This window comes from Streptomyces sp. SS1-1 (genome assembly GCF_008973465.1).
Taxonomy (GTDB): domain Bacteria; phylum Actinomycetota; class Actinomycetes; order Streptomycetales; family Streptomycetaceae; genus Streptomyces.
This window is the reverse complement of sequence record NZ_WBXN01000004.1, coordinates 3,412,570-3,433,438: the sequence shown is the minus strand read 5'-3', so window position 1 is coordinate 3,433,438 and position 20,869 is coordinate 3,412,570. Positions and strand designations below refer to the sequence as shown.

13 protein-coding genes and 1 rRNA gene are annotated in these 20,869 nt (G+C 73.0%); 5 read left to right on the top strand and 9 right to left on the bottom strand.

What is annotated here, in order from left to right; translation table 11 throughout:
- Window positions 1–35 precede the first annotated feature (35 nt).
- Together lhgO and F8R89_RS16875 are read right to left on the bottom strand one after the other, a co-directional pair.
- The gene (gene lhgO, locus F8R89_RS16880) at window positions 36–1,244 is read right to left on the bottom strand and encodes an L-2-hydroxyglutarate oxidase (protein WP_151784762.1); all 1,209 of its coding nucleotides are present in this window, start codon (window positions 1,242–1,244) and stop codon (window positions 36–38) included.
- 89 nt (window positions 1,245–1,333) lie between these two features.
- Window positions 1,334–2,758 carry a hypothetical protein gene (locus tag F8R89_RS16875; RefSeq protein ID WP_055624946.1) on the bottom strand — a complete coding sequence of 475 codons (1,425 nt, stop codon included), beginning with the start codon at window positions 2,756–2,758 and terminating at the stop codon, window positions 1,334–1,336.
- Window positions 2,759–3,494: 736 nt separating this feature from the next.
- Between F8R89_RS16875 and F8R89_RS16870 the strand changes: the two genes are divergently transcribed.
- Window positions 3,495–5,582, top strand: a complete 2,088-nt coding sequence (locus F8R89_RS16870) for an asparagine synthase-related protein (protein ID WP_151784761.1) — start codon at window positions 3,495–3,497, stop codon at window positions 5,580–5,582.
- Between the two features lie 726 nt (window positions 5,583–6,308).
- Here F8R89_RS16870 and F8R89_RS16865 read toward each other — a convergent pair.
- The 6 genes from F8R89_RS16865 to F8R89_RS16840 form a co-directional block, all read right to left on the bottom strand.
- Window positions 6,309–7,580, bottom strand: coding sequence for a hypothetical protein (locus F8R89_RS16865; RefSeq protein ID WP_192806148.1), 1,272 nt, complete (start codon window positions 7,578–7,580; stop codon window positions 6,309–6,311).
- Complete coding sequence (locus tag F8R89_RS16860; RefSeq protein WP_151788162.1) at window positions 7,577–8,725, bottom strand: glycosyltransferase; 1,149 nt, start codon at window positions 8,723–8,725, stop codon at window positions 7,577–7,579. The genes F8R89_RS16865 and F8R89_RS16860 overlap by 4 nt, the downstream gene beginning before the upstream one ends.
- A gap of 131 nt (window positions 8,726–8,856) precedes the next feature.
- Window positions 8,857–9,444 carry a hypothetical protein gene (locus F8R89_RS16855; RefSeq protein ID WP_225994412.1) on the bottom strand — a complete coding sequence of 196 codons (588 nt, stop codon included), beginning with the start codon at window positions 9,442–9,444 and terminating at the stop codon, window positions 8,857–8,859.
- Complete coding sequence (locus F8R89_RS16850; RefSeq protein ID WP_151784760.1) at window positions 9,441–9,947, bottom strand: SigE family RNA polymerase sigma factor; 507 nt, start codon at window positions 9,945–9,947, stop codon at window positions 9,441–9,443. The genes F8R89_RS16855 and F8R89_RS16850 overlap by 4 nt, the downstream gene beginning before the upstream one ends.
- A 120-nt stretch (window positions 9,948–10,067) precedes the next feature.
- Window positions 10,068–12,026 (bottom strand): sigma-70 family RNA polymerase sigma factor, encoded by a 1,959-nt coding sequence (locus F8R89_RS16845; RefSeq protein ID WP_151784759.1) that lies wholly within the window; start codon window positions 12,024–12,026, stop codon window positions 10,068–10,070.
- Window positions 12,027–12,370: 344 nt separating this feature from the next.
- Window positions 12,371–13,147: a TetR/AcrR family transcriptional regulator gene (locus F8R89_RS16840; protein ID WP_151784758.1), complete on the bottom strand. Its 777-nt coding sequence runs from the start codon at window positions 13,145–13,147 to the stop codon at window positions 12,371–12,373.
- A gap of 385 nt (window positions 13,148–13,532) precedes the next feature.
- Between F8R89_RS16840 and F8R89_RS16835 the strand changes: the two genes are divergently transcribed.
- Both F8R89_RS16835 and F8R89_RS16830 read left to right on the top strand, forming a co-directional pair.
- A complete protein-coding gene (locus tag F8R89_RS16835) occupies window positions 13,533–14,909 on the top strand; it encodes an NAD(P)/FAD-dependent oxidoreductase (RefSeq protein ID WP_151784757.1) in 1,377 nt (458 codons plus the stop codon).
- A gap of 134 nt (window positions 14,910–15,043) precedes the next feature.
- Window positions 15,044–16,696 (top strand): SpoIIE family protein phosphatase, encoded by a 1,653-nt coding sequence (locus F8R89_RS16830; RefSeq protein ID WP_151784756.1) that lies wholly within the window; start codon window positions 15,044–15,046, stop codon window positions 16,694–16,696.
- A gap of 4 nt (window positions 16,697–16,700) precedes the next feature.
- On the opposite strand, the gene F8R89_RS16825 is transcribed toward F8R89_RS16830, so the two are convergent.
- Window positions 16,701–17,966 carry an MFS transporter gene (locus F8R89_RS16825; protein WP_151788160.1) on the bottom strand — a complete coding sequence of 422 codons (1,266 nt, stop codon included), beginning with the start codon at window positions 17,964–17,966 and terminating at the stop codon, window positions 16,701–16,703.
- Between the two features lie 144 nt (window positions 17,967–18,110).
- Between F8R89_RS16825 and F8R89_RS16820 the strand changes: the two genes are divergently transcribed.
- Both F8R89_RS16820 and F8R89_RS16810 read left to right on the top strand, forming a co-directional pair.
- Entirely contained in the window at window positions 18,111–18,656 is a 546-nt protein-coding gene (locus F8R89_RS16820) for a MarR family winged helix-turn-helix transcriptional regulator (RefSeq protein WP_151784755.1), read from the top strand.
- A 630-nt stretch (window positions 18,657–19,286) separates the two neighbouring features.
- A 16S ribosomal RNA gene (locus F8R89_RS16810) occupies window positions 19,287–20,812 on the top strand.
- Window positions 20,813–20,869 lie beyond the last annotated feature (57 nt).

Here is a 20,869-nt window from a genome sequence, read left to right as displayed (position 1 = left end):
GCCCGGGGCAGCGGCCCCCTGCGTCGCGGCCCGGCTCAGGCGGTCGCCAGCGCCGCCAGCGCCCGGCGGGCCACCTCGCGCCCGATGGGCAGGGAGGCCGTCGCCGCCGGGCTCGGCGCGTTCAGCACATGGACCGCGCGCGGGCCCTCGCGGATCAGGAAGTCGTCCACCAGCGAGCCGTCCCGCAGCACCGCCTGGGCCCGGACCCCGGCCGCAGCCGGCACCAGGTCGCCCGGCTCCACGGCGGGCAGCAGCCGGCGTACCGCGTCCGTGAACGCCGCCTTGGACAGCGACCGGCGCAGCTCGCCCGCCCCGTACCGCCAGTGCCGCCGGGCCATGCGCCACGCGCCGGGCCAGGCCAGCGTCGTGCCGACCTCCCGGGGCCGTACGACGCCCCAGCGGTAGCCCTCGCGGGCCAGCGCGGGGACGGCGTTCGGCCCGATGTGCACGCTGTCGTCGATGCCGCGCGTCAGGTGCACGCCGAGGAACGGGAACGCCGGGTCCGGCACCGGGTACACCAGGCCGCGCACCAGCTCGGGCCGCTTCAGCGTGTAGTACTCGCCCCGGAACGGCACGATCCGCGCCTCCGGGTCGTCCCCGGTCAGCCGGGCCACCTCGTCGCAGTGCAGCCCGGCGCAGTTCACCAGGACGCGGCCGCGGACGACGTCCCCGCGCGCGGTGCGCACGGCCACCCCCAGCGAGGGTCTGCGGTCGACGCGCTCGACGCGGGCGCCGTAGCGGATCTCGGCGCCGGACGCCTCCGCCAGCCGGCGGGCCACCCCGGCGAAGTCGCAGACGCCGGTCGTCGGCACGTGGAGGGCGGCCAGGCCCCGCACCTCGGGCTCGTGCTCGGTGATCTGCGCGGCGCCCAGCTCGCGCACCGCGATGCCGTTCTCCCGGCCGCGCTGGGCCAGGGCGTGCAGCCGGGGCAGCTCCTCGCGCCCGGTGGCGACGATCAGCTTGCCGGTCACCGCGTGCGCGACGCCGTACTCGGCGCAGAACTTGACCATCTCGGCGGCGCCCCCGACCGCGTACCGGGCCTTGAGGGAGCCGGGGCGGTAGTAGACGCCGCTGTGGATCACCCCGCTGTTGCGTCCCGTCTGGTGGCGGGCCGGGCCGGGCTCCTTCTCCAGGACGGTCACCCGGGTGCCCGGCGCCGCGCGCGTGACCGCGTACGCCGTGGCCAGCCCGACGATGCCGCCGCCGACCACGAGCACGTCACAGTCGAGCCCGAGCGCCCGCACCCGCACCACCTCCCGGTTCCGATGATGCCCTGCCCCACCGACAGCGCGGTCGAACCCGGGAGGCGCGCCCCGTGGGTGTCATGAGCCGCTCAGGCGGGGGTCATCAGCAGCGGGCGGGCCCGCTCGCGCAGCTCGACCACCCTCGGCTCGTCGCCGTACGGCTCCAGGCGGTGCAGCAGGTCCTTCACGTACTCGGTGGTGCGCGCGGACGATATCCGCCCCGCGACCTCCACCGCCCGCACGCCCTGCTCGCACGCCGCGTCGAGGTTCCCCGACTCCAGCTCGGCGACCGCCGAGACGACGAGCCGCAGCCCGTGCGAGCGCACGAACTCCTCCGTCGGCTTCGACAGGGCCTGCTCGGTGAACCTGCGCACCTGGCGGGGCGCCTTCAGGTCCCGGTAGCACTCGGCGGCGTCCGCGCAGAAGCGGTCGTAGGAGTAGAAGCCGAGCCACGACGGGTCGTGGTCGCCCTCCCGGGAGCGCTCCAGCCAGCCCTCGGCCGCCTTCAGGGCGGCGCCGGCCGCCTGCGCGTCGCCCGCGCGCGCGTGGGCCCGGGCCTCGACCAGGCGGAAGAAGCTCATGGTGCGGGCCGTGGCGAGGCCGCGGTTGCGCTCCAGGGCGGCCTGCGCGAGGTCGACGCCCTCGTCGCCGAAGCCCCGGTAGGTGGCCTGCAGGGACATCGACGCCAGCACATAGCCGCCGAGCGGCACGTCGGCCGCCGCGCGGGCGAGGCGCAGCGCCTGGATGTAGTACCGCTGCGCGGCCTCCTGCTGACCGGTGTCGAAGGCCATCCAGCCCGCGAGACGGGTCAGTTCGGCGGAGGCCCCGAACAGGGCGCGGCCCACTTCGTCGGAGTACGAGCCCAGCAGCAGCGGGGCCGCCTCCACCCGTAAGCACTCGGGCACCATGGACGAACGCCAGTCACCGCCCCCGTACTTGGAGTCCCAGCGTCTGGCGTCCTCGGCGGCCTCGCGGAGTTTCTGCACATCGCTGTGGCCGACTTTGAGCGGTGCCCCGGAGCCCTCGGACGGGCCCACCTCGCGGGCGACCGACGAGTCGGCCGGTGTTATCAGCCACCGGGACGCGGGGGTCGCGTACGCGCTGACCGCGAACGAGCCGGCCAGGGACTGCCAGATGCCGCCGGAACCGGCGCGGCGTCCGGCGAGGTCGAGACGGTAGAGCTCCGTCGCCGACTTCACCGCCTGTCCTACGTCCCGGGGGAAGGCGAGGCCCACCTCCGGCGCGGGGTCCGCGTCCGCCAGGCCGATCTCGTGGAGCGGCACCGGGCGGCCGAGTTTCTGGCCGATCGCGGCGGCGATCAGGTGCGGCGCGGCGCCCTGCGGCACCATGCCCTTCGACACCCAGCGCGCCACCGACGTCTTGTCGTAGCGAAGTGTCAGTCCCCGCTGGGCGCCAAGGTCGTTGACGCGCCGCGCGAGGCCGGCGTTGCTGATTCCCGCGAGGGCGAGAACGGCGCCGAGTTTCTCGTTCGGCCCGCGTTGCTCCCTGGACATGCGCCACCCCTCGACACAGACGGCTGCCGCCCTGGCATAACCGTGCGGCATTCGTAAACCCAGCGTAGTTCGCCGCATCCCAAGCGTTAAGGGGCATTCTTCCGGATGGCGGGATTGTGGTCCGCACTCAAGTGCGCACCCCCTACGCACAGTTGTGCCGTGCTCCCGCTGTGTGGCCGTGCGCCCGCATGTGCGCTCTTCTCCGGCCACCGGGGGAGCGGTTCCATGGATCTCGCGTGGGTCGGCCCGCTGTACTGGATCCAGTGGGCTGGGGGATTCCGCCGCCTCCATCCCCGCGGGCGGCGGAACGGTCCGGGGGGCGCACTCCGTTCCCCGGACTGCGCGCACGACGAGCACGGCGTGTAGTCCGCAGGGGTCGCACGGAGTGTGCGTAAGCCTGCCCCTACAGCGCCGATTTGGCCGAAAATCGACTACGCCTGACGCGAAGGATTCCCGCCCCCACCACGGCAGTTGAGGGCGCGAACGGCGTTTTCGGGGAGCGTACCGGGGGCGCATTCAGGTCGCGGATGATGGCCGATCCGCCCCGGTCACCCGCCCGATCGCCCGCCCGCACAGGGCAGTTGGGGTCGCACGCAACCCCGGCGGGGGGCGCGGACGCGGGCGCATTCGACGACGCCGGGCGGCTCCGTCGCCGCTCCGGCGCGCCTCCTTCATGGCAGCATGGTGACCCGGTTCATACCGTGCACCTGGTTGTCCACAGCCTGTGGAGGCGTCGATGCGGTGGTTGGTGGGATGGAGCAGCACCGCCGCGGTGGCCGCCGGAATCGGCTCCGCCGGCGCCACCGGGCCGGACGGCGAGACCGTGCACCCGGTGGGCTCGCAGCTCCTGTGGGGCGACCCGGACCCGCTGTGGGCGGTCGGCGACTGGCGCCCCGACGAGGTGCGCGTGGTCAAGGCCGACGCCCAGAACCGCATCGCCGTCCTCGGCACCTGCGGGGCCAGCGACGAGCAGCTGCGCCTCGGGCTGTTCGCCGCGCGCGGGGGCGCACTGCGCCATCTGACGGCCTGGCCCGGCAGTTACACCGCCGTCGTGCAGGTCGGCCGCCGCGTCACGGTGTGCGGCGACCTCGCGGGCGCCCGCCCCGTCTTCTACACCCCCTGGGCCGGCGGCACCGCCTACGCGACCGCCGCCCTCCCGCTCGCCGACCTCATCGAGGCCAACCTCGACTTCGGGCACCTGGCGGCGCTGCTCGCCGCCCCGGACGTACCGGCCGCGGTGCACGACTCCACCCCGTACGACGGCGTACGGCGCATCCCGCCCGGGCACGCGCTGATCCTGCGCGCCGGGGCGCGTGAGATCGCCGGGTACGAACCCGTCGCCTCGCTCGCGGTGGCGGCACCGCCCGCCGACCCCGACAGCGCGGTGGACGCCGTACGCGACGCGCTGGTGGACGCCGTACGCGCGCGTCTGTCCGCGCCCCGCCATGTGCCGGACATCGACCCGGGGCCGGTACCGGGAATGGGCCCGGCCGAGCGGCGCGCCGCGCGCGGGATGCCCGTCCCCGGCATCGGCGCCGACCTGTCCGGCGGGTCCGCCTCCGGCACCCTGGCCCTGCTCGCCGCCGGCCTGCCCGGTATGCCGGGCACCGTCCTGGGACACGGCACCGGCGCGGGCGAGCGCCTGCTGGCGGTCACCTTCAACGACCTGGCCGTCGGCGGCCGCGAGGCCGAGCTGGAGCGGGCCGGCGCCCTCGCCGCCAACCCCCGTCTGCATCACGTCGTGGTCGCGGGTGGCGACGACACCCTGCCCTACGCCGACCTGGACGGACCGCTCACCGACGAGCCAGGGCCCAGCCTGGTGATGGCGGCCCGGCACCGCGCCCGCCTGGCGTCCGGCAGCGCCGACCACTTCACCGGCTACGGCGCCCGGCAGGTCCTGGACGCCCATCCGGCCCGCCTCGCCGACCTGTTGATGGACCGCAAGCGCCGCCATCTGGTCCGCCCGGTCGCCGCGCTGACCAAGGCCGACGGCTCGGTGCTGGTCCCCGCGCGCGTGTACGGCGCGGCCCGCAAGCTCGCCCGCACCCCGTACCGCGCGGGCCTGGAGACCCTGGCCGCCCGGCTGATGGACCACCGCTTCGAGGAGCCGGGCGGCGCGGTGGGCGCCTCGCTCGCCGCGCTCACCTGGGCGAGACCCGGGCCGGCGGCCCGCTGGCTGACCGGGGAGGCACTGGCCGAAGTATCGGTTCGCCTCCAGACGGCGACGGGCCGCAACGGCATCGGCCCCGGCCAGCGCCCCGGCGACTACCGCGCGCGGGCGGCCCTCGCCCGGCACGCCGCCGACATCCGCGTCCTGGAGCAGGCCGCCGAGATCCGCTCCCAGCGGCTGCACACCCCGTTCCTCGACAACCAGGTCGTGCGCGCCTGCCGGGCCCTGCCCGAGGCCCTGCGCGTCCAGCCCGGCGCCCGCGCCTCGATCCTCCGCACGGTCCTGGAGGGCGCCGGGGTGGCCGACCTCCCGCCCGGCTGGGGCGCCCCCTCGCACGCACCGGCGGCGGTCGCGGCCCGCACCGGCCTCAGGGTGGCCGCCGAACCCCTGATGGACCTCTTCGGCAGCCCCCTGCTCGCCCAGGCGGGGCTGGTCGAGGCGCGGGTGGTCCGCAAGGCCCTGCGCTCCGCCGCCGAGGGCGAGCCGCTGCCCCTGGACGGCCTGGCCGACCTGGTCTCCCTCGAACTGTGGCTGGGCCGTCTGCTGTCCCGCCGGGGCACCTGCTGGACGGGCACCCCGGCCCGCGCCCGCGCCGTACCGGAAGGCATCCGTCCGCAGCGCGGAGCCCTGGGGGCGGGCGCGGCGGGCCGGTAGACCGGACCCAGGCCGGTTTGGCCCGATCCAGCCCGGCTCGACCTCGACTTCGCCGTCCTGGCTCAGCCCGTCCTGGCTCAGCCCGGCTCGGCTGCTCTGGGTCAGCCCGGTTCGGCCGCTCGGGTTCGACTTGGCCGCCCCGGCTCGGCAGCTCTGGCTCTGCCCGGTTCGGCCGCCCTGGCTCAACTCGGCCCGGACGCCCCGGTTCGACTGGCCCGGCCCGGCAGGCATCCGGTCCCAGCGCGGAGCGTCGGCCGGTAGACCGGGCCCAAGCCGGTCGGCGCGATCCGGCCCGGCTCGACCTCGACTTTGCCGCCCCGGCTCAGCCCGGCTCGGCCGCTCCGGTTCGACTTAGCCGCCCCGCCCCGCCCCGCCCCGCCCCGGCCCGGTCAGGGCACGACCCGCCCCCGCGCCGTACCGGAGGGCATCCGGCCGCAGCGCGGGGCGGCCGCGGCGGGCCGGTAGACCGGGCACAGGCCGGTCCGGCTCGACCTCGACTTCGCTGCCCTGGCTCAGCCCGGCCCGGCCGCTCCGGTTCGACTTAGCCGCCCCGCCCCGCCCCGCCCCCGCCCCGGTCAGGGCACGGCCCGTGCCCGTGCCGTACCGGCGGGCGTCCGGCCCCAGCGCGGAGCCCTCGGAGCGGGCGCGGCGGGCCGGAGGCGATGGGCGCGGCGGGTCGGTAGGCGGCGGGCGCGGCGGGCCGCTGACCGCACCGGACCGGCCCGGTCAGGGCACGCCCAGCTCGAAGAGCACATAGCCCGCGTACGAGCCCGACGCCACCGCCGCCAGGCCGAGCAACCCGCACAGCAACGGCATGCTCAGCGTGCGCAGTTTGAGCGCGAGCGGCAGAAACAGCGGGAACGCCGGGAGCAGATACCGGGAGACGTTCCCGAAGATCTGCTGGCTGCCGAGGACCAGGACGAAGGTCAGCACCGTGTAGACGACCAGCACGGACGGCGGGCGCAGCCGGATCAGCAGCGGGATCAGCGCCAGGCCCAGCAGGACGACGATCACCCCGATCAGGTCCTCCACCGGGAACGGAAAGAGGTAGTCGCGCCGGCCCACCGCCACGTTGGTGAAGACGTCGAGGGTCTGCTCGCCGAAGTCGAAGCTGTGGGCCCAGGCGCCCTTCTGCAACGCGAAGTAGCCGTCCAGCCGGCCCATCCGGTCGCCGACGTACAGCAGATAGGTGCCCAGTCCGAGGGGGGCGAGCAGGATCGCGGTGAGCGGACGGGTCAGGTCCCCGTCGTGGCGGCGGTGCAGCGCCCGCAGCGCGGCCACGGTGAGCGCGGCGATCAGGGCCACCGAGGTGGGGCGGCTCAGCCCCGCGGTGAAGGTGAGGACGCCCGCGGTGAGCCAGCGGTCGTTCATCACCGCGTGGCACACCCACACGGCGAGGGCCACGTACAGGGACTCCGAGTACCCCGACCACTCCGTGCCCGAGCCGGGCCACACGGCCCACAGCCCGACGGCGGCGAGCCCGGCGCGACGGCCGCCGAAGCGGGCGGCGACGGCGTGGATGCCGAGGGCCGCGACGAACGAGGAGACGATCGACACGAGCAGGCCGGCGCCGTACAGGCCGAGGCCGGTGACGTCGGAGACGAGCCGCATCGTGGCCGGGTAGAGCGGGAAGAACGCCGCCGAGTTGCCCTCCAGGGTGATCAGCCCGGTGGCGTCGGGGATGCGCACCAGCGCCGGGTCGTACCCGTGCGCGGCGATCTGCTGGTACCACCAGCCGTCCCAGCTGGCCAGGACGTCCCACGCGTGGGCGCCGCCGCCGAAGCGGGGGTGCTTGCGCCGGAAGTCCCCGGAGGAGTCCAGGAGCTGCAGGAAGACCAGGAAGCCGATCAGCTTCAGGACGCCGTACAGGACGATGACCGGCAGATGCTCGCGGGCGAGTTCCGCCGCTCGGCGCCGCACCTCGTCGAGCCGGTCCCGGCTGGTGCGGACGGGCTGGAGTGCGCCGGGGTCGTCGACGGGGCTCAGGATGCCGTTCACGCCCGTGCCCCCGTGCCGCGCCGGCCCGCGCGGAACACCCAGGCGCGCAGCAGCAGGAACCGCAGCAGGGTCGCGGCCAGATTGGCGGCGACGAGCACCACGAGTTCCGTGAGATGGGCGGCGTCCGGCGCGAGGCGGTCCAGGACGGCCAGCGAACCGCTGGTCAGGGCCAGGCCGACCAGGAACACCAGCAGCCCCTTGGCCTGGTGGCGCAGCGCGCCGCCCCGGCCGCGCACCCCGAACGTCAGCCGCCGGTTCGCGGCCGTGTTGGCGAGCGCGCACACCAGCAGCGCGACCGCGTTGGCCGCCTGCGGTCCCGCCGCCGGGCGCAGCAGCGCGTACAGCAGGACGTAGCCCAGGGTGCTGACGGCCCCCACCGCGCCGAAGCGCAGCAACTGCCCGGCCAGTCCGTCGGGTGGCCCGTCCTCGTGCCGGCGCAGCCGGGCCGTCGGCAGGGTGCCCCGGGCCAGCGCCGCGCCGATCCGGGCGATGCCGCGCAGGTCGGCCAGGGCCGTGGACCAGATGTCGACGCGGCTGTCGGGGTCGTCGACCCAGTCCACCGGCACCTCGTGGATCCGCAGGCCCGCCCGCTCGGCCACGTCCCGCCGCACGGCCTTGAAGCCGCACTGCGCGTCGCTGAAGCCCACGGCCAGCGTCGAGCGCAACAGGACGTTGTAGCAGCGGGAGATGACCTCCCGGCGGGGCCCGCGCACCACCCGCGAGCCGCGCGCGAGCCGGGTGCCGATCGCGATGTCGGAGTGCCCGGATATCAGCGGGGCGACCAGCGGCAGCAGCGCCGCGAGATCCGTCGACAGGTCCACGTCCAGATACGCCAGGACCGGCGCCCGGGACCGGGACCACGCCGTGTGCAGCGCCCGGCCGCGCCCCTTCTCGGCGAGCCGCAGCCACTCCGTCTCCGGGAGTTCCGCCGCCAGCCGGGCGGCGATCGCCGGGGTCGCGTCCGTGCTGGCGTTGTCCGCGACGGTGATCCGGAACGGGTACGGGAAGGTCTCGCGCAGATGGGCGTGCAGCCGCCGCATGCTCCGCTCCAGGTCCGCCTGCTCGTTGTGGACCGGGACGACCACGTCCAGGACCGGCTCGCGCTGGTGCGCCGTCAGCGGCGTCCGGAGCGGCAGATGATCCATCAGGTTTGTCACGTTCCATCCAGGTTCGTTCTCTGGCGCAGGGCATGCCGAAGGCGCGCGTGACGTCACGGGGGTGACCTGCCGTGGGTGAGGTGGTCGGGGTCGGGCGGACGGCCCGGTCGTCGGGGGGGCTAGAAGGACTCCCCAGAGGGCGGCGCGGAGACCTCCGTGTGCGAGGGGAGGCCGTCCGGGGTGTTCGTGGGCGGGCTCGTGTCCCGGTCCGGCGGCGGCTCGGTCTTCGTGTCCTTGTCCGAACCGGCCTCGGTCTCCGTCCCGCCCCCGCCCGCGTCCTGGTTGTCGGACCGGGTCCTGGTCGGGTCGGCGGTCGGGGAGTCCCGGCCGACGGTCGGCGCGTTGGTCGGGGTCGAGGAGGGGCTCGCGGGCCAGGTCGGCGACTTTGGCGGTGACTCGGTCGGGGCCGACAGCTCCGGCGAGGGCGTGGGGCCCGGGGAGGCGGGGGCCGTCGCCGGACGCGGGAACGGGCCCTGCGGGCGCCCGTCGCCCCGGTCGTGGGGCACCGCGAAGTAGGCGAAGCCGATGCCGATGCCGACGACGGCCAGCACCGAACCGGCGGCCCGCTTCACCGCCCGTACGCGCCGGTGGGTCCGCACCCCGGCGTGCAGCCGTGTCCGGTGCTCGGGCTCGAAGGGGATGTACTCCCGGGAGTCGCGCATCATCCGCGCCAGCTCCCGCTCGAAGTGGTCCATCGGCTTGTTCACCCCACCGGCTCGATCACGTCGGACAGGAGGCGGCGCAGCCGTGCCACGCCGCGAGAGGCATGGGACCGCGCGGTGCCCACCGGGCACCCCAGCACCTCGGCCACCTGCCGTTCCGACAGGTCCTGGTAGTACCGCAGCACCACCGCGGCCCGTTGCCGCGGCGGCAGTTGGGCCAGCGCGGCCTCCAGCCGGGAGCGTTCCACCACGGCGGCGGACACGTCCCCGGCCTCGGGCAGGTCGGGCAGTTGCTCGACCGGCCGCTCCCCCCACCAGCGCCGCCGGGCCGACCGGGCCGCCGCGCGCACCAGCACCTTCCGTACGTACGCCTCCGGCGCCTCCTCCGCGATCCGGGGCCAGACGAACCACAGCTTGACCATCGCGTCCTGGAGCAGGTCCTCGGCCCGGTGCCGATCACCACCCACGAGGAGACGGGACAGGTGGAACAACGCCGACCAGCGAGCTGCCACGAACCCGTCGAACCCTTCGGCCCGACTCTGCTCCACGCCCACCGTCCCCTGTCGCCACCGGCCCCCTACATTCAGGGAAAGACACTGGGTGGCGCGAAACGATGCACTGAGTCCGTGTGATCCGGGTTACATCACGAGGGCCGCGTCCGAACGCCCTTAGGAGCAGCGGAATTTGGATTCCGCCCAGTCCACCGGGAGCAGCGTGCCGAAGGCGCTGTGCGGCTCCACGACGAGCTGTACGGTCCGGCGCCCGGTGAGGTCCACCTGGACGGGCACCGCGGCCTCGCCCGCCTTGACCGTGCCGGAGCTCCACAGCCGGACCCCGTCGGCCCGCACCGAGAAGGTGAACCTGCCGAGCCCCAGCGTCGAGTCGTCGACGCCGGCCCGTGCCTCGTAGGCGGTGCAGCGCCGGTTGAGGTCGATGGTCACGGAGGACCGGCCGTGCACGGTGACGCCGTGCTCGTAGCGCCGGCCCGCGATCGACAGACCCTGGCGCTGCCACACCCAGCTGCTCTCGGCCAGCCGCATCTCGGGTCCGCTGCCGTCGCCACTGACGTCGTACGCCAGCTCGTTCCACCGGTACTCGACCGGGGCCGGCGGGGGAGGGGGCGTGGGAGCGGGTGCCGGGGTGGTCGGCGCCGGGGCGCGCGGGGGCGTGGGTGACGGGGTCGGCGTCGGGCTGGGCCTGCGCGTCGGCGTGGGGGTGGGCGTCGGTGACGGGGTCGGCTTCGGCGCGGTCCTGGCCACGGGCGCGGGAGCCTTCGGCCGCGGGGGCGCGGGGCTCTCGGACCGGGGCGGCCGCGGGGTCGGTGTGTCCTCGACGACGGGGGAGGGCACCGGCGGCTGCTTGGCGTCCGTCTTCTCGGCGGGCTTGTCGTTCCCGATCAGCGCGAACACGATCGCCGCCACCACGCCCACGGCGACGACTCCGGCCGCGATCCCGGCCTTCAGCGGGGCGCCCAGCCCCTCGGAGGCGGCGGCCCCGCCGCCTCCGCCCGCGCCGCCGGACGACCCGCCGCCCGCCGCACCGGCACCCGCGCCACCGCCGCCGGCCGCCGCGGCGGCTCCCGCGGCACCGGCCGCGCCCGCTCCGGCGCCCCCGGCGACGAGCCCGGCCACCTTCGCGTACCCGGCGGCACCGAACCAGCCGATGACCGCGACCGGGACGACCGCCGGGATGCCCCCGGCGACCTCCTTGATCTGCCCCGCGGCCAGCCGGCACCGGGCGCACTCGTCCAGGTGCTTGCGCAGGCCGCGTTCGGCCCGGGTGCGCAGGCTGCCGCGGGCGAACGCGCCGAGCCGGTCGGCGTAGCGGGCGCACTCCCCGTCCCGGGCCAGGCTGGCGCTGACATGGGCCTGGAGGTACGCCTGCTTGAGCCCCTCACGGGCCCGACTGGCCAGCACACGCGTGCCGTTGGCGTCGAGCCCGAACAGCGTGGCGACCTCGCTCGGCGACTCGTCCTCGACCTCGGTGTGCCACAGCACCGCCTGCCAGCGCTCGGGCAGCGACCGGAACGCCTGCATGGCCAGGGACTGCTCGGCCTCGTGCATGGCCCGCACGTCCGCGCCGAGTTCCAGGGTGTCGTCCTCGGACAGCTCGGCGGACCGCGCCGACTGCGCCGCGAACACGGCGAAGTCGTCGACCAGTTGCTCCCGGCGCGCCGACCGCGTCCAGTCCGCGGCGGCCCGCCGGATCGAGGTGAGCAGATAAGCGCGTACGGCGTGCTCGGGACCGGCGCCGGACCGCACCGCCTGGAGCATGCGGGCGAACACCTCGGCCGTCAGGTCGTCGGCGGTGTGCGCGTCACGGCAGCAGGTGCGCGCGTACCGGCGGACGGCCTGCGCGTGGCGGCGGTACAGCTCCTCGTAGGCGCTGTCGTCGCCGGCCCGCATCCGGCCGATCAGGTCGACGTCCGAGGGGGGCGGCATGTGCGGGGGCGTGGTGCTGTCCTCACGCCGGTCGCGCTGCGCCGGGACGTTGCCCTCCGCGCGCGGTGCGCGGTCGTCCGGGGCGTCACCCTGCGCCGGGACGTCGGGGCGGCCGCCCTGGTTCGGCACCTGTGGGGTCGCCGCGTCGCCGTCGTCCCGCGACTCGTCCCACCCGTCAACGCTCATCGCGGAAAGCCCCCGCTGCCAGCTCCACCAGTCCCGGACACCGGGTCAGGGTGCCACATCAGGTTTTGCCCGGAACTGGCGCGGACGGACAACCACCCGTCCGTGGGGACTCGCCGCGATACGGCATGAACATGCCCGGTATCGGGGAAGGCTCAACAGCCCTGCCTCACAGGCGAGTTGACCGGCGGGCCCGGAACGCCCCGGTGTGTCCGCGACCGTGTTCGAGGAGGCGGTGGGTCAGTCCTCCCCGTACACGTCCACCCTTTCGGGGACGCGGTGTCCGGCGGTCGGGCTGACCGCCGGACCAGCGGACCCCGGAAACCCGGGGCGGCCCGGGTGCCGGGTCAGCCCTGGGGCCGCGACCGCAGACCCTCCAGCAGGATGTCGAGAAGCCGCGCCGAGGCCGCCGCCTGCTGGGCCGCGTCCGGCAGGGAGGGCGCGGCCGTCGCTATCACCAGCAGGACGTCCGACACGGACACGTCCGGCCGCAGCTCGCCCGCCGCACGCGCCCGCTCCACGAGCCGGCCCACCACGTCGAGCAGCGCCGCCGCGCCGGCGTCGTCCACCGGGCCCGCCGAAGCGGCCGGAGCCGGCTCGGACACCAGCCGCAGCTCACCCGTGCCCGGCTGCACCCGCTGCTGCGGCACCCGCGCCTCGTCGGGCCCGCCCTCGTCGGCCACGCCGACCCGCAGGACCTGCGGCGGAAGCAGCCGGCCCGCGCCGGACGCCACCGACGTGCGCAGGAAGCGCGACAGCGCCGACCACGGCTCGTCCTCCTGGCCGAGCGCGGCACGCGCCTGGTCGGTCAGCCGCGAGGTCTCCTCCTCGGCTATCCGGCGCACCAGGACGTCCTTGCTCGGGAAGCGGCGGTACACCGTCCCGACGCCGACCCGCGCCCGGCGGGCCACGTCCTCCATCGGCGCCCCGTACCCGAGTTCGCCGAAGACCTCACGCGCCGCGCGCAGCACGTGCTCCAGATTGCGCTGCGCGTCCACGCGCAGCGGCGTCGTACGCGACGACTCCCCGCGTCCGGCACCCGCGCTCATGGCGGCGGAGCCCATCGCCCCACCCGCCGGCGCGACGGCGGACGCGGAAGCCCATCGAGAATCCTGAACATGCATAGGTGATCCCCCGGTAATGACGTCTCCCCCCGGAGACACTCCCCGTCATTGCTAGCCGGAGCGTCGCGGAACAAGCCCGGGACAACGAGCCCGTCCCGTGTGTCTCACGGACCCGATGAGCGCATCCCCCTGCACCCCGTCGACACACGAACATAGTTGAGAGGGGGTCAATTCAGAAGGGGCACGTTCCGCACGGAGCGCCCCTCGATCGGAGTACGGGTCGTTTACGTCCCGATTCCGCCACCCGCACACCCCCGGTGCACCCCACCTGACCTGCATACTCTTGCGGCACTCCGGCAATTCGGCCAAATCGCGGCCACGTCGGCGAGCGGTCATACAAATCGTCGAGGCTGTGGACAAACGCAAGCGACGGGTGCGTCATGGGATGGTGAAGGAACGTGCGCGCATTCTCGTTGTCGGCGGCGGCTACGTCGGGATGTACACGGCCCTGCGTCTCCAGCGCCGCCTCAGACGGGAACTGGCCCGGGGCGAGGCCGAGATCCACGTCGTCACACCGGACCCGTACATGACGTACCAGCCGTTCCTCCCCGAGGCGGCGGCCGGCTCCATCTCCCCGCGGCACGTCGTCGTCCCGCTGCGCGCCGTCCTCCCGCGATGCCGGATCGTCCTCGGCGAGGTCACCGCCGTCGACCACGCCGCCCGCACCGCCACCGTGACCACCCTCGCCTCCGAGGGCCACGCGGGCAGCGAGCGCGTCGCCTACGACGAACTCGTCCTCGCCCCCGGATCGGTCTCGCGCACCCTGCCCGTCCCCGGCCTCGCCGACCACGGCATCGGCTTCAAGACCGTCGAAGAGGCCATCGGTCTGCGCAACCACGTCATCGAACAGATGGACATCGCCTCCTCCACCCGCGACCCCGAGGTCCGCGACGCCGCCCTCACCTTCGTCTTCGTCGGCGGCGGCTACGCCGGCGTCGAGGCACTGGGCGAACTGGAGGACATGGCCCGCTACGCCACGCGGTACTACCACAACGTCCGGCCCGAGGACATGCGGTGGATCCTCGTCGAGGCCTCCGACCGCATCCTCCCCGAGGTCGGCGCCGACATGGGCCGCTACACCGTCTCCGAACTGCGCCGCCGCAACATCGACGTACGGCTGCACACCCGCCTGGAGTCCTGCGTGGACCGCGTCGCCGTCCTCGACGACGGCTCCCGCTTCCCCACCCGCACCGTCGTGTGGACCGCCGGCGTCAAACCCCACCCCGTCCTCGCCGCGACCGACCTGCCCCTCGACGAGCGCGGCCGGCTGAAGTGCACCCCGGAACTGACGGTCGACGGCACCACCCACGCGTGGGCCGCCGGAGACGCCGCCTCCGTCCCCGACGTCACCGCCCAGGAACCCGGCACCCTGTGCGCGCCCAACGCCCAGCACGCCCTGCGCCAGGCCAGGGTGCTCGGCGACAACATCGTCCACACCCTGCGCGGCGAGCCCCTGGAGACGTACGCGCACGCGTACGCCGGCTCCGTCGCCTCCCTCGGCTTCCACCAGGGCGTCGCCCAGGTCTACGGCCGCCGGCTCAAGGGCTACCCGGCCTGGTTCATGCACCGCGTCTACCACCTCAGCCGCGTGCCGACCGTCAACCGCAAGGCACGGGTCCTCGCCGAATGGACGCTCTCGGGTCTCTTCAAGAGGGAGATCGTCTCGCTCGGTTCACGCGAACATCCGCGAGCCGAGTTCGAACTCGCGGCCGGTGGAAAGCATCCACACAGGCCCGAAGAAGACCCGAAGGGGTCGTCCTGACCGGACCCAGGAACTCCCCGGCCGGGGCAGGCGTCTGACGGGTGTCGGCCGGGACGGCCGCCCTGCCAGACTGACCCCCGACCGATCCCGGACGACCGGAGCCGGCCGAAGACGACGACACGAGGCAAGGATTCGTGAACTTCACGCGCTGGAGCGCCCGGCTCCCCGGAACGCAGCGCCGCGCCGCGGCGCGGACGGAACCCGCGGCGGCCCTCGCCCAGGACCGCCCGGGAGACGGCCCCGGAGCCGTCCCCGCGGCCCGCGTCGAGCAGCTCACCGACGGCGACCGCCCGATCCCCGCCCTGGACGAGCTGCCGGCCCGTGAGGTCCTCGACCGCGTCCCCGCCCTCGTCGCCCTCGTCCACGGCCCCGAGCACCGCCTCGCCTACGTCAACGACGCGTACGCCGCCGCCTTCGGCGCCCGCCTCACCGGCGAACCCGCGCGCGCGGCCCTCCCCGAGCTGGCCGAGCTCGGCCTGCTCCCGCTCCTCGACCAGGTCCTGCGCAGCGGCCGCTCCCGCACCCTGAAGTCCCGCAAGGCCACCGACGGCCGCTCCTACACGTTCACCTGCACCCCGGTCGCCGAAGGAGACGGCGGCGTCCTCGTCTTCGCCACGGACGTCACCGACCACGCCGAGGCCGCCGAGCGCCTGCGCGCCAGCGAGCGCCGCCAGCGCGAGACGGCCGTCACCCTCCAGCGCTCCCTGCTCCCGCAGGAACTCGAGGAACCCGACGACCTGCGCATCGCCGCCACCTACCACCCCGGCGGCACCGAGGCCGCCGTCGGCGGCGACTGGTACGACGTCATCACCCTCGGCGGCGGCCGCACCGCCCTGGTGATCGGCGACGTCATGGGCCGGGGCGTCCGCGCCGCGGCCGTCATGGGCCAGCTCCGGACGGCCGTGCGCGCGTACGCCCGCCTCGACCTGCCCCCGCACGAGGTGCTCCAGCTGCTGGACGGCCTCGCCATGGAGATCGACGCCAACCAGATCGCCACCTGTGTCTACGCCATCCACGACCCCAACGAGGGCCGCCTGGTCTACGCGTCCGCCGGGCACCTGCCGATCCTCGTCCGCGACGAGCACGGCGCGGTCCAGCGCGCCGACGAACCCACCGGGCCGCCCCTCGGCACCGGTGGCTGGATGCACGCGTCCGGCTCGATCGCCCTCACCCCCGGCTCCACCGCCGTCCTCTACACCGACGGCCTGGTCGAGCGCCGCGACAAGGACCTCGACGAGGGCATCGCCTCCCTGGCCCGCGCCCTCGCCGGCGCCACCGGCACCCCGCAGGTCGTCTGCGACCGCCTGGTGCGCTCCGCCGGCGTCACAGCCGACCACGACGACGACGTCGCCGTCCTCGTCCTGCAGCACCCGGCGCGCACCGGCCCCGACCACGAGCTCTTCCGCAACGCCGCGCTGGAACTGCTCGGCGGCGTCGAGGCGGCCCCCCGCGCGCGTGCCTTCGCCTCCGGCGTCCTGACCAGCTGGCGCTTCCCGCCCGACCTGCACGACCACGGCGTCCTCGCCACCAGCGAACTCGTCGCGAACTCCCTGCAGCACGGCACCCCGCCCATGCGCCTGCGCCTGCGCCGCACCGACCGCCGCCTGATCATCGAGGTCACCGACGGCGACGACCACCTGCCGCGCCGCCGCCGCGCCGAACCGGCCGACGAGTCCGGCCGGGGCATCGCCATCGTCGCCAGCATCGCCTCGGCCTGGGGCTCCCGTCGCACCCCCGGCGGCGGCAAAGCGGTCTGGTGCGAGTTCCTCCTGCCCCGGACCCGCTGACGCGTCACGCGTGCGCCGACTGCCCGGCCGGTGCGGCGGTCCCCTGGGCCACCACCCGGCTGCGGTGCAGCCACGGCTGGTCCTGCGCGACGGTCAGCTGCCGCCCCAGCCGCAGCGCCAGCCAGGTGACCCCCAGCGAGAACAGCAGGAAGGTCACCACGTACGGCCCGTGCAGCGAGGCCGCCATGGGCCCGCCCACGGCCGGACCCACCGCCAGCGCCAACTGCTTGACCAGGGCGAACGCCGAGTTGTACTGCCCGGCCAGACCCGTCGGAGCCAGATCGGCGACCAGCGGGGCGACGGTCGGCGACAGCATCGCCTCACCCAGCCCGAACAGCGCGTACGTGGAGATGAACGCGGCGGTGGCCATCTCCTTGCTGCCGTTCCCGAGCCCCGCGTACGCCGCCGCGACCCACGCCACGGCCCAGATCAGCCCGACCGCCGCGATGACCCGCGTCCGCCGGCGGCGCTCCACGAACCGCAGGACGACGAACTGCGCCACCACGATCATCGCGGTGTTCGCCGCCAGCGCGGTGCCCAGCGTCGACGTCGACACCCCGGCCGCCTCCACGCCATAGGCGCTCAGCCCCGACTCGAACTGCCCGTAGCAGGCGAAGAACAGCACGAACCCCAGCACGCACAGCTGCACCATCTGCCGGTGCCGCAGCATCCGCTTCCAGCTCCCCTTGGCCGTACGGCCGTCCGGCGCCCCACCGACCTGCGGCGCGCGCGGCATCCGCACGGTCGCCATCACCACGACCAGCACCAGGAACATCGCGGCCTCGATGGCGAACAGCAGGGTGAACGAGGACACGCTCGTCGTGTCGACGAGGTGCCCGCCGATCAGCCCCCCGATCCCGAGCCCGAGGTTCTGGAGGAAGAACTGCGTCGCGAACGCTCGTGACCGGGTGTCCGCCGTGGAGCAGTCCACGATCATCGTGGCCAGCGCCGGCTGCATCACGGCCTGCCCGGCACCCAGCACGGCCGACGCCAGCAGCACGGTCGCCGCGCTCCCCGCGAGCCCGAGGCCCAGCGCTCCGGCGGCGGCGGCGATCAGGGCGGCGAGCAGCACCGGCAGCGGGCCGCGCCGGACGATCGCCCGTCCGGCGAACGGCAGCACGACCAGCGCGGCCACGGCGAAGACGGCGAGGACCAGCCCCGCCGTCATGGCACCCAGCCCCCGCACCTGCGCCACATAGACGTACAGGTAGGGGACGGTGAAACCGAGCCCGAACGCGCTGAGTGCGTTGCCCACGTGGATCCGGCGCATCGCTGCGCCCATCGCCCTGGTCACGTTCACCCCTCTTCTGGCAGACCTTGATGCAGGCCTGAAGACTTCGAACCTAAACTTCGAAGCTAAAGAGTACACACTCAAGGACTTCAATGCGAAGCGGGGGCGTGCCATACTCCCCCCATGGGCGACCCCGACATCGGCGAACCGACGCTCGAAGAGCAGATCGCCGCCTACCAGCGCGAGTTCCAGGACCTCGACCCCCAGGTCGAGAAGATCGTCTCCGCCCTGTCCCGGCTGAACCGGCGTATGAACGTCGCCTACGGACGGCAGACCGCCGCCCTGGGGATCAGCAACACGGACTGGGAGGTCCTGAAGGCCCTCGTCCTCTCCGGCGCCCCGTACCGGATGGGACCCGGCGAGCTCGCCAAGCGCCTCGGCCTCACGCCGGCGGCGATGACCCACCGGATCGACCGCATGGTCACCGAGGGTCTCGTCACCCGGGAGCGCGACGAGAGCAACCGCGTCCGCGTCATCGTCGAGCTGACGCAGGAGGGGCGCGGGAAGTGGCTCGAGGCGATGCGCCTCGCGACCGTCTTCGAGGAGGACCTCCTCCAGGACCTCTCCCCTGAGGAGCGCGCGACCCTGGGCGAAGCGCTCACGCGCCTGCTCCGCCGGGTGGAGGACGCGCAGCCCGACGCGGGCGGCCGTCTCACCGACCTGGACTGAAAAGATCTTGACAGGGGGAGGTTGACATCGCCCTGGCCGATCCGTAAGGTTCTTCGGGTTGCCACGGAGCCGGAACGGTTCTGCGACAGCACCTCCGCCGCGACAGCGGCACCTCAAACCACCAGAACGACCTCCCTGACGGGTTGATTTCGGCGTGCCCGAATTCAATTCGAATAGGGGGCCGGCGGCCCGATTGGGAATCGCCGGAAGGATCCGCTAAGGTTTGAGACGTCGGAACGGCCCAACAGCCGGGAAGACAGCCCCCGCTGACTGGGGATCAGGGCCGAAAGGATCTGGTAAAGTCGGAACCGCCGGAAAGGGAAACGCGGAAGCGAGAACCTGGAAAGCGCCGAGGAAATCGGATCGGAAAGATCTGATAGAGTCGGAAACGCAAGACCGAAGGGAAGCGCCCGGAGGAAAGCCCGAGAGGGTGAGTACAAAGGAAGCGTCCGTTCCTTGAGAACTCAACAGCGTGCCAAAAGTCAACGCCAGATATGTTGATACCCCGTCTCCAGCATCTGCTGGGGCGAGGTTCCTTTGAAATAAACACAGCGAGGACGCTGTGAACGTCGGGATCATTCCTCCCGATGTTCCGCTCTCGTGATGTGTGCACCCGATTACGGGTAAACATTCACGGAGAGTTTGATCCTGGCTCAGGACGAACGCTGGCGGCGTGCTTAACACATGCAAGTCGAACGATGAACCACTTCGGTGGGGATTAGTGGCGAACGGGTGAGTAACACGTGGGCAATCTGCCCTGCACTCTGGGACAAGCCCTGGAAACGGGGTCTAATACCGGATACTGATCTGCTTGGGCATCCAAGTGGTTCGAAAGCTCCGGCGGTGCAGGATGAGCCCGCGGCCTATCAGCTTGTTGGTGAGGTAATGGCTCACCAAGGCGACGACGGGTAGCCGGCCTGAGAGGGCGACCGGCCACACTGGGACTGAGACACGGCCCAGACTCCTACGGGAGGCAGCAGTGGGGAATATTGCACAATGGGCGAAAGCCTGATGCAGCGACGCCGCGTGAGGGATGACGGCCTTCGGGTTGTAAACCTCTTTCAGCAGGGAAGAAGCGAGAGTGACGGTACCTGCAGAAGAAGCGCCGGCTAACTACGTGCCAGCAGCCGCGGTAATACGTAGGGCGCAAGCGTTGTCCGGAATTATTGGGCGTAAAGAGCTCGTAGGCGGCTTGTCACGTCGGTTGTGAAAGCCCGGGGCTTAACCCCGGGTCTGCAGTCGATACGGGCAGGCTAGAGTTCGGTAGGGGAGATCGGAATTCCTGGTGTAGCGGTGAAATGCGCAGATATCAGGAGGAACACCGGTGGCGAAGGCGGATCTCTGGGCCGATACTGACGCTGAGGAGCGAAAGCGTGGGGAGCGAACAGGATTAGATACCCTGGTAGTCCACGCCGTAAACGGTGGGCACTAGGTGTGGGCAACATTCCACGTTGTCCGTGCCGCAGCTAACGCATTAAGTGCCCCGCCTGGGGAGTACGGCCGCAAGGCTAAAACTCAAAGGAATTGACGGGGGCCCGCACAAGCGGCGGAGCATGTGGCTTAATTCGACGCAACGCGAAGAACCTTACCAAGGCTTGACATACACCGGAAACGTCCAGAGATGGGCGCCCCCTTGTGGTCGGTGTACAGGTGGTGCATGGCTGTCGTCAGCTCGTGTCGTGAGATGTTGGGTTAAGTCCCGCAACGAGCGCAACCCTTGTCCCGTGTTGCCAGCAGGCCCTTGTGGTGCTGGGGACTCACGGGAGACCGCCGGGGTCAACTCGGAGGAAGGTGGGGACGACGTCAAGTCATCATGCCCCTTATGTCTTGGGCTGCACACGTGCTACAATGGCCGGTACAATGAGCTGCGATACCGCGAGGTGGAGCGAATCTCAAAAAGCCGGTCTCAGTTCGGATTGGGGTCTGCAACTCGACCCCATGAAGTCGGAGTCGCTAGTAATCGCAGATCAGCATTGCTGCGGTGAATACGTTCCCGGGCCTTGTACACACCGCCCGTCACGTCACGAAAGTCGGTAACACCCGAAGCCGGTGGCCCAACCCCTTGTGGGAGGGAGCTGTCGAAGGTGGGACTGGCGATTGGGACGAAGTCGTAACAAGGTAGCCGTACCGGAAGGTGCGGCTGGATCACCTCCTTTCTAAGGAGCACTTCTCACCAACTTCGGTTGGTCAGAGGCCAGTACATCAGCGAATGT